Source organism: Cupriavidus phytohabitans (assembly GCF_000426345.1).
In the GTDB taxonomy this organism is placed as follows: domain Bacteria; phylum Pseudomonadota; class Gammaproteobacteria; order Burkholderiales; family Burkholderiaceae; genus Cupriavidus.
The window spans coordinates 1-1,466 of record NZ_AUFE01000227.1; the positions used below are offsets into that span (position 1 = coordinate 1).

Here is a 1,466-nt window from a genome sequence, read left to right on the forward strand (position 1 = left end):
AGAGCGAACCCTTGTGGCTTGCCCACTTTTCTGACCTGCATTACTCGCCTGGCAACCTGGCCGAGGCCGACCGGTGTTTCGGCTTCGCGGTAGAGAATGCCATCGTTTCCGGCTGCCATGTCGCCGTGGTGTCCGGTGACTCGACGGACCACGGTCTCCATGCGCACACGCCGGCGCTTGGATCGCTCGCACGGCGCATCCATCGACTCTCGGGCTACTGCCCGGTTTTGATGCTGCAAGGGACATTCAGCCACGAACCGCCCGGCACGCTGGACGTGTTCCGGCTCATCGGTGCGCAGTATCCAGTCTATGTCGCTGATCGCATCCACCAGGTGGCGCTATGTGACGGCGCGTTTTATCCGTCGGATGGCCCCATCTTCACCGAGGCTGAGTTTGACGTTTTGCTGGCCCAGCACGGCATGCCCAAGGTCGTCTTCACCTGCGTGCCGACTGTCAACAAGGCGGTGCTGGCCGCGGCGGCAGGAGTGGCCAATGCGGCAACCGCAGTGGGTGACCATCTGGCTGCCTACCTGGCCGCCGCTGGCACGATGAACGCGCGTTTGCGCAGTTGGGGGATCGCCACGGTCGGCGTCTCGCACGGCACGGTCAACGGCTGCCAGACCGAGCACGGTGTACCCATGGCAGGCTTCGATCATGAGTTCGGGATCGGCGCCCTGTTCGACGCGGAGTGTGATGGCTTCCTACTCGGCCACATCCACCGTGCCCAGCAATGGAAGCGGGAGGGCAGGGTCGTTGCCTATCCGGGCTCCATCGGGCGCTTCCACTACGGAGAGATCGGCGCGAAAGGATACCTGCAATGGGACATCGTTCCGGGCAGGGCGACCGCAGAGCTGGTGGAGACGCCCGCGCGCGAGACGGTCTGCGTGGACTTCGATGGCCCGCCGGACATGAACGCGTTGGCTGCCCTTGCGGCCGAGGCTGCCGACAAGTTCGTGCGCGTGCGCTGGACGGTCAACGAAGAACATCGGCAGTTGGTCGATCGCGACGCCATCGTGGCGTTATTTGCCAAGAGCGCCGAGCTGAAGATCGAAGCCCGCATCCTGCCTGCCGTGCGCAGCCGTGCCGAAGGCATCAGCCGTGCGGCCAGCCTGCCCGAAAAGCTCTCGCGGTGGGGTGAACTGACCGGTGTTGCGACTGGTCCCCTCACGGAGCGGCTGGCGCTGCTGGAATCGCTCGACGCGCAGTCGACCGCCGACGGCGTGCTTGAGCAGTTGCGCGGCATGCCGGCGCCGGAACCCGCGGAATCGCCCGCCTGGTCGGAGGATTTCTCATCCGGAGCCAGCCCGTTCGCGACGCCCGGCGATGATGTACCAACTACGCGTGCCGAACCACTGGGCTTGACCCCTGCAGCAGCGCCGCAGATGGAGTGGCTAACCGACGATCTTTTTGCGTAGCAATACGCCAACCAATTGAACATGCAGCCATGTTCCGACTGCCTTCGAGGC

At 64.7% G+C, this 1,466-nt stretch carries 1 protein-coding gene; it reads left to right on the forward strand.

Annotation, left to right across the window (positions count from 1 at the left end; genetic code table 11):
* Positions 1-1,415: metallophosphoesterase family protein (locus K309_RS42745; protein WP_035878957.1), on the forward strand; the 1,415-nt coding region annotated here is incomplete at its 5' end.
* Positions 1,416-1,466 lie beyond the last annotated feature (51 nt).